Here is a 6581-nt window from a genome sequence, read left to right as displayed (position 1 = left end):
CCGTTGCGTACGCGACGAAGGAGCAAGCAACGGTGCCTGACCGGCGGGACACAAGGGGCCGCCGACTCGAGCGCGCCAGCGCTCCCAATACACTGCGTCCTCATGGCACGTCGACTTGACTATTCCGCCCGGTACCCGCTGCACACCACCGAAGAGCTCTACGCGGCGCTGCAGAGCAGGGATTACTGGGAAGCGCGCGTCGCCGAGATGCGGAAATACTCCCCGCACAACGAGGTGATCAGCCACGAGGTGAGCGACTCCGGCATCGATGTGGTGCTCGCCCACACGCTGCCGCGCGAGATGCTCCCCGAGATCGCCCAGACGGTGATGCGCAAGGACATGGTCATCACCCGCAAGGAGAGCTGGGGCCCGTTCGCCCACGACGAGACCGAGGGCACCTTCTCCGCTTCCATCCCCGCCGGACCGGGCAGCCTCAACGGCACCATCCGCCTGTTCCCCACCGAGACCGGCGCCACCATGCGCTTCTCCCCCACCGCCAAGGTGTTCATCCCGATGGTCGGCCCGCGCCTGGAACAGCTGATGCTGGTGAACCTGGTCGACCTGTTCCGGGCCGAGCAGGAGGAGACCTCGCGCTGGCTCGCCGAAGACGCGAAGAAGACGGTCTGACGATCAAGACACTCGCACCGGTCGGCACGATCACCCGCGGCACGACCGGCGTCAACCGCCTGCGCCGCAGCGACCGCTGGCTGGTGCACGACGACCTGGTGACCGCGCGCCTGCGCACGGCCGCCGACCCGCTGGTGGTCGACCTCGGCTACGGCGCGGCGCCATGGACGACCTTCGAGCTGGCCGCCCGCCTGCGCACCGTCCGCCCCGACCTCCAGGTGGTCGGACTCGAGATCGATCCGGCCCGGGTCGTCGAAGGCCGCGACGGCGTGCGCTTCGCCCGCGGCGGTTTCGAACTGGCCGGATTGAACCCGGTGCTGGTCCGCGCGTTCAACGTGCTGCGCCAATATCCCGAGGAAGCCGTCCCCGACGCGTGGGCCCGCATTCAGTCGAACCTCGCACCCGGCGGCCTGCTGGTCGACGGCACCTGCGACGAGCTCGGCCGCCGGGCCGCCTGGGTACTGCTCGACCGGCACCGCCCGCTCTCGCTGACCCTGGCCTGGGACCCCTTCACCGTGGAGCGCCCGTCCGATATCGCCGAGCGACTGCCGAAAGCGCTGATCCACCGCAATATTCCGGGCGAACGCGTGCACGCCCTGCTGACGGCGGCCGATCGCGCGTGGGACAGATCGGCGGCGCTGGCACCGTTCGGTCCGCGTATCCGCTGGCGCGGTGCGGCGGAACTGCTGCGCGCCAACGGCTTTCCGGTGCGCGCCTATCGCCGCCGGATGCGTGACTGCGTGCTGTCGGTGCCGTGGCGGACGGTCGCGCCGAACGACTGGTCAGACGCCGGTTAACGCCCGCCGGACCCGCGCGGCCGCCCTTGGCGCGAGTTGCTGTCCGCCCCACCAGATCTCGTCGGTGTCGCAACGATGGATGGCGACCGCGTCGGCCACCACCTCGTCGAGCGCCGACTGCGAGATCTCGGTCTCGGCCAGATCGAGCACGGTGCGCACTGGCGTGGTCACCAGGAACGGCCCGGCCGACTCGACATCGGGACCATCCAGCTTGCGCCGGGTCAGCACCAGCCGCGGCGTCACCGGCGGCCTGCCCGCCGACACCGACAGATGCAGGAACCGCGGCTGTAATCTGCCGATCCCGTGCAGCTCCGCCGCGCTCTGATACGACACCGCCGCCGCCCCGTCGAACCAGGCGGCCCACATCGCGTACTCGTCGAGCGGACCGGCCCGCCACTGCGCCAGCCGCATCATCCCGACCCCGGCCCTGGTCACCGTCCCGTCGCCGAGCGCGGCCCTGACCTGCGGCTCACAGCCGGTCCGCAGCACCTGCCTGGTCGTGAAGAAGCCCGCGTGGCGGCCCGCGAGCCGCCGCAGCACCCGCCACCGATGGTCCGCCGTCCCCTGCACCCGGCGCACGCCCTCGCCAGTCATGGGTTTCAGGCTACGCCGCCGAAAGTGCGTCAGCTCACACTTTGCTACGAAGGCTTTCACTGCGTCCTCAGAGCAGACACAGAAACTTCGGGAAGAATTCGATCCCATGAGCACGCAGACACCTCAACGCCCGAAGGTCGGTCGGCGCACGCTGGTGATCGCCTTGGTCGTGGTCGCCGTGCTACTCGTCGCGGCGATCGCGAGCACCGAAGCCTATGCCCGCCACCAGATCTCGCGCTGCATCAGCAGCTCGTTCGAGCAGGAGATGGGCTCGAGCATCGACGTGAGTTTCGGCCCGAAGCCGATGCTGATCACCTACCTCGACGGCAAGGTTGGCTCGGTGACCATCGACAGCGAGGACAACAAGTTCGGCCCCGCGGTCGGGATGGTCGTGCACGCGGAGTTCGAAGACATCGAACTGGTCGACCGCGGCCGCGGCGGCGGCACCATCGGCGGCTCGTCGGCCGAGGTGACCTGGAACAACGCCGGCATCGCGCAGACGCTGGGCGGCATGGTCAGCGGCGTGCAGTCCTCGTCGAGCACCGGCCTGATCACCCTCGATGTGCTCGGCGGCCTTGCCCAGCTGGAGGTGCAGCCGATGGTGCGCAACGGCAATGTCGAGGTGGAGACGAAGTCCGCGCAGCTGCTCGGCATCGGCCTGCCCACCGATCTGGTGCAGGGCATCGTCGAGGTGTTCACCCAGAGCTTGCAGAGCTACCCGCTCGGTTTGCGCGCGCAGGAAGTGAAGGTCACCGATGACGGTGTGGTCGTTCAGCTTTCCGGCGGCAAGACCCAGCTCGAGACGGTGTCCGCCGACCGGCAGGCCGAGTTCGCCTGCTGAGCTACTCGGCGAACCCGTCCAGCACGGCCGCCGACTTCGACAACCCGAGCCGCGTCGCACCGGCCGCGATCATCGCCGCCGCGTCCTCGGCGGTGCGGATGCCGCCGCTGGCCTTGACCCCGAGTCGCCCGCCGACGGTCTCGGCCATCAGCCGTACCGCGTGCACGCTCGCCCCGCCCGCCGGATGGAACCCGGTGGAGGTCTTCACGAAGTCGGCGCCGCCCTGTTCGGCGGCCCGGCACGCGCCGACGATCGCCTCGTCGGTCAGCGCGGCCGACTCGATGATCACCTTGAGCACGACGCCCCGGTCCGTCGTCGCCTCGCGCACGGTGATGACATCGGACAGCACCGCGTTGAAGTCGCCGGCCAGCGCGGCGCCGACGTCGATCACCATGTCGATCTCGGCGGCGCCCTGGTCCACCGCCAGCCGCGCCTCGGCGCCCTTGACCAGCGAGTGATGCTTCCCGGACGGGAACCCGGCGACGGTCGCGACAACCAGCCCCGGCGCCCGCAGTGGCAGCATCGACGGCGACACGCAGATCGCGTACACGCCGAGCTTGCGCGCCTCGCCGATCAGGGCATCGACCTCGGCGGGAGTGGCCTCCGGGGCGAGCAGGGTGTGATCGATCATGGCGGCCACGTCGGCCCGGGTCAGCGGCGTCGAGACGGTCATGCTCCCGAGCATGACACACGACCAGTCCACCACCCTTGCACAGCCGGTGCCGGAAACATCGTTGCGCGCTCGTACCCATATCCGGGAGACTTAATCCAGCCGCCACAGACACGGAGACGATTGTGCTGATCCGTCGCGAGACCCCTGCGGATGCCGCGGCGATCGCCGCCATCCACCGAGCCGCCTTCGCCCCGCACTACGCGGAGGACCCGTCGATCACCGAACCTCCCGAGGTCGCGCTGGTCGACGCGCTACGCACCGACGAGTCATGGATGCCGACCTTGTCGCTGGTCGCGCTCGAATACGACAACGTCGTCGGGCACATCTGCCTCACCAGGGCGGGCATCGGCCCGTTCCCGGTGCTGGCACTCGGCCCACTCGGCGTCGACCCCGATCATCAGAAGACCGGTGTCGGCTCGGCCCTGATGCACGCGGCGCTCGGCGCGGCGGACGCGCTGGACGAGTCGGTCGTCGGCCTGGTCGGCAACCCCGACTACTACACCCGCTTCGGCTTCGTCCCCGGCGCCCGGCTCGGCGTCGTGCCGGACCAGGCGGACTGGGCCGAGTTCTTCCAGGTGCGGCCGCTGACGGCCTACGATCCGGCGGTCACCGGCGAATTCCGCTACCCGGCCCCGTTCTACGAGCTCTGAGGCGTTTTACTCGAAGACGACCGTGCGGCGGCCGTGCACGAGCACCCGGCCTTCCAGGTGCCAGCGCAGCCCGCGTGCCAGCACGACCCGCTCGATATCGCGGCCCTGACGCACCATGTCGCGGACGTCGTCGGCGTGGTCGACCCGGATGACGTCCTGTTCGATGATCGGGCCTGCGTCCAGCTCGGCGGTGACGTAGTGGCAGGTCGCCCCGATCAGCTTCACGCCGCGGTCATAGGCCTGGTGATACGGCCGCGCGCCGACGAACGAGGGCAGGAAGCTGTGGTGGATATTGATCGCCCGGCCCGCCCAGTGCTCGCACAGTTCGGCGGGCAGCACCTGCATGAAGCGGGCCAGCACCACCGCGTGCGGATCGTGGGCGTCGACGAGGTCGCGCACCTGCCCGAAGGCGGGGCCGCGCTCGGCGGGGTCCTTCGGGAACGGCACGTAGTGGAACTTCACGCCGTGCGCCTCGGTCATCCCGGCCAGGTCGGGGTGATTGCCGATGACGGCCTCGATGGTCGCCGGCAGTTCACCCGCCTGCGCCCGGCCGAGCAGGTCGTGCAGGCAGTGCCCGTCCTTGCTGACCAGCAGCACCGCCCTGCGCGGCGCGCCGGAGTCGTGCAGCTGCCAGTCGGTCTCGGGACCGAACTCGGCGGCGACCTCGGCGAAGCGGGTGCGCAGCTCGTCGATGCCGAACGGCACCGTCGAGGCCTTGACCGCCTGCCGGGTGAAGAACCAGCCGATGTCACCGTCGGAGTGGTAGCCGGCCTCCACGATCGAGCCGCCGAATTCGGCGATGAACGAGGAGATCCGGGCGATGATGCCCGGCCGGTCCGGGCAGCCGAGGGTCAGCACGAACCGGCGGTCATCCGAGGTCACAGGGGCAGAACTCATCCGCCCATCCTCGCAGGCGCTCAGGCCAGCGCGCGCGCAGGCTCATAGGCCGCGGCGAGTACCTCACGGAGTTCGGCATTGAACAGGTCGTAGCGCTCCACATTGCCAAGATGCCCGGTCGGCTGAACCTTGAACTTGGCCAGGGTGCCCGCCTTGCGCAGCAGCTCGGCGAGGCGCTCGGCGTGCACGACCGGGGTCATGTCGTCGCGGTCACCGGCCAGCACGGTGGTCGGCACGCAGAAGTTGCTCGCGGCGTCGCCCAGGTGCAGCTCGGCCAGCAGCAGACCGTAGCGCGAGCGGGTCATCATCGGACAGCCGCGCACCACCGACAGGGCGTAACTCAGCTTCTCCGGCGTGGTGTCCAGCGTCATCACCTGGCGGGCGAAGATCCAGCGCACCGGCGCGATCGGCGGGAAGACGACCGGCGTGCCGAGGATGAGCTTGCCGAGCCAGTCCGGGGTCGGCATCGCGCGGCCGCGCAGCAGGCGCAGCGGCTTGTTCAGGCCGGGGACCATGGTCGAGACCTCGACCAGCGAGTGCGCGCCGGTGTTGGTGAGCACCACGGCCTCGGCCTGTTCGGCGACCCGTTCGGGGTAGCGGCCCGCCCAGGCGATGAGCGTCATCCCGCCCATGCTGTGGCCGACCAGGACCGCGCGCTGACCGGGCAGCAGGGCCGCGTCGAGCACATCGCACAGGTCGTCGGCGAGCAGGTCCGTGCTGGGGCGGGCGAAGCCGTTGGTCGACTCGCCGTGGCCGCGCTGGTCGTAGGCGATCACGCGGTACTCGCCGGCGAAGGCGTTGATCTGGGCGTTCCAGTATTCGATGGAACAGGTCCAGCCGTGCGCGAACACGATGACGGGCGCGTCGACCGGGCCGTAGGCGTGGACCCGCAGGCGGGCGCCGTCCGCGGTGACCACCGGGATCACCTCGTGCGGGACGGTCGGCGGATCGAAGGCCGCGAGCCCGTGGGTCCGCGTCCTGAGATCGGCCCGGTGGGCCGCCAGGGTGGCCTTGACCGCGAAGGACGCGGAATCGACCAGGTTCAGCAGAGCCGTCGGCAGCTTTGCACGCATCGGCACACTCCTTTGTGTTACTGCTAGATACAGTAACACCGTGTACCACTGAACCGCGAGAGGTGCGCGGCGTTATTTCGCCGCGGCGGTTTACCAGCGCGGCCCGCGCTGCACCTCGTCGATCTTCGGGCGCACGTCGGCGAGGTAGACACCGGTCGCGATGATGGCGATGAACGACGTGAGCATGCCGAAGCCGGCGACGCCGAGCAGCAGGAAAACCATCGCGCCGGCGAGAATCGCCAGCCAGATGGGCTTGGTCATCTTGTCGACGGCCGTGAAGGCCTCGGCGCGCTGGCGCACGGCGTGGATGAGCGCGAACACCGTCGCGCCGAATGCCACCACCCACAGGACCAGCAGGATCAGCGACGTCACACCGTTTACCAGGTTCACACTCCCATCATACGAACAGCGGCCCCGCGCATCATCGGA

The 6581-nt window shown here is 69.6% G+C and carries 9 protein-coding genes; 4 read left to right on the top strand and 5 right to left on the bottom strand.

Annotation, left to right across the window (positions count from 1 at the left end):
- The first annotated feature begins 102 nt into the window (after positions 1-102).
- A complete protein-coding gene (locus ACWF82_RS34250) occupies positions 103-627 on the top strand; it encodes a DUF2505 domain-containing protein (protein WP_379310231.1) in 525 nt (174 codons plus the stop codon).
- The gene (locus ACWF82_RS34245; protein WP_452507709.1) at positions 624-1424 is read left to right on the top strand and encodes a class I SAM-dependent methyltransferase; all 801 of its coding nucleotides are present in this window, start codon (positions 624-626) and stop codon (positions 1422-1424) included. Before ACWF82_RS34250 ends, ACWF82_RS34245 begins: the two co-directional genes overlap by 4 nt.
- Here the strand turns inward: ACWF82_RS34245 and ACWF82_RS34240 are convergent.
- The gene (locus ACWF82_RS34240) at positions 1410-2018 is read right to left on the bottom strand and encodes a hypothetical protein (RefSeq protein WP_452507708.1); all 609 of its coding nucleotides are present in this window, start codon (positions 2016-2018) and stop codon (positions 1410-1412) included. The two genes, ACWF82_RS34245 and ACWF82_RS34240, sit on opposite strands and share 15 nt — an antisense overlap.
- A gap of 106 nt (positions 2019-2124) precedes the next feature.
- Here ACWF82_RS34240 and ACWF82_RS34235 point away from each other — a divergent pair, with 106 nt between their 5' ends.
- Positions 2125-2859, top strand: coding sequence for an LmeA family phospholipid-binding protein (locus ACWF82_RS34235; RefSeq protein ID WP_452507707.1), 735 nt, complete (start codon positions 2125-2127; stop codon positions 2857-2859).
- Between the two features lies 1 nt (position 2860).
- On the opposite strand, the gene deoC is transcribed toward ACWF82_RS34235, so the two are convergent.
- Positions 2861-3532 carry a deoxyribose-phosphate aldolase gene (gene deoC, locus ACWF82_RS34230; protein WP_452507706.1) on the bottom strand — a complete coding sequence of 224 codons (672 nt, stop codon included), beginning with the start codon at positions 3530-3532 and terminating at the stop codon, positions 2861-2863.
- Positions 3533-3654: 122 nt separating this feature from the next.
- Between deoC and ACWF82_RS34225 the strand changes: the two genes are divergently transcribed.
- A complete protein-coding gene (locus ACWF82_RS34225) occupies positions 3655-4182 on the top strand; it encodes a GNAT family N-acetyltransferase (RefSeq protein ID WP_452507705.1) in 528 nt (175 codons plus the stop codon).
- A 6-nt stretch (positions 4183-4188) separates the two neighbouring features.
- On the opposite strand, the gene purU is transcribed toward ACWF82_RS34225, so the two are convergent.
- The 3 genes from purU to ACWF82_RS34210 form a co-directional block, all read right to left on the bottom strand.
- On the bottom strand, positions 4189-5079 hold the full coding sequence (gene purU / locus ACWF82_RS34220; protein WP_452507704.1) for a formyltetrahydrofolate deformylase: 891 nt from the start codon (positions 5077-5079) through the stop codon (positions 4189-4191).
- 20 nt (positions 5080-5099) lie between these two features.
- Complete coding sequence (locus ACWF82_RS34215; RefSeq protein WP_452507703.1) at positions 5100-6152, bottom strand: alpha/beta fold hydrolase; 1053 nt, start codon at positions 6150-6152, stop codon at positions 5100-5102.
- Between the two features lie 90 nt (positions 6153-6242).
- Positions 6243-6536 carry a DUF2516 family protein gene (locus ACWF82_RS34210; protein WP_378851759.1) on the bottom strand — a complete coding sequence of 98 codons (294 nt, stop codon included), beginning with the start codon at positions 6534-6536 and terminating at the stop codon, positions 6243-6245.
- Positions 6537-6581: the final 45 nt, after the last annotated feature.

The organism is Nocardia sp. NPDC055053, assembly GCF_053608285.1.
Note: the sequence above shows the minus strand (reverse complement) of the source record. Positions and strands in the feature narration are given on the sequence as shown.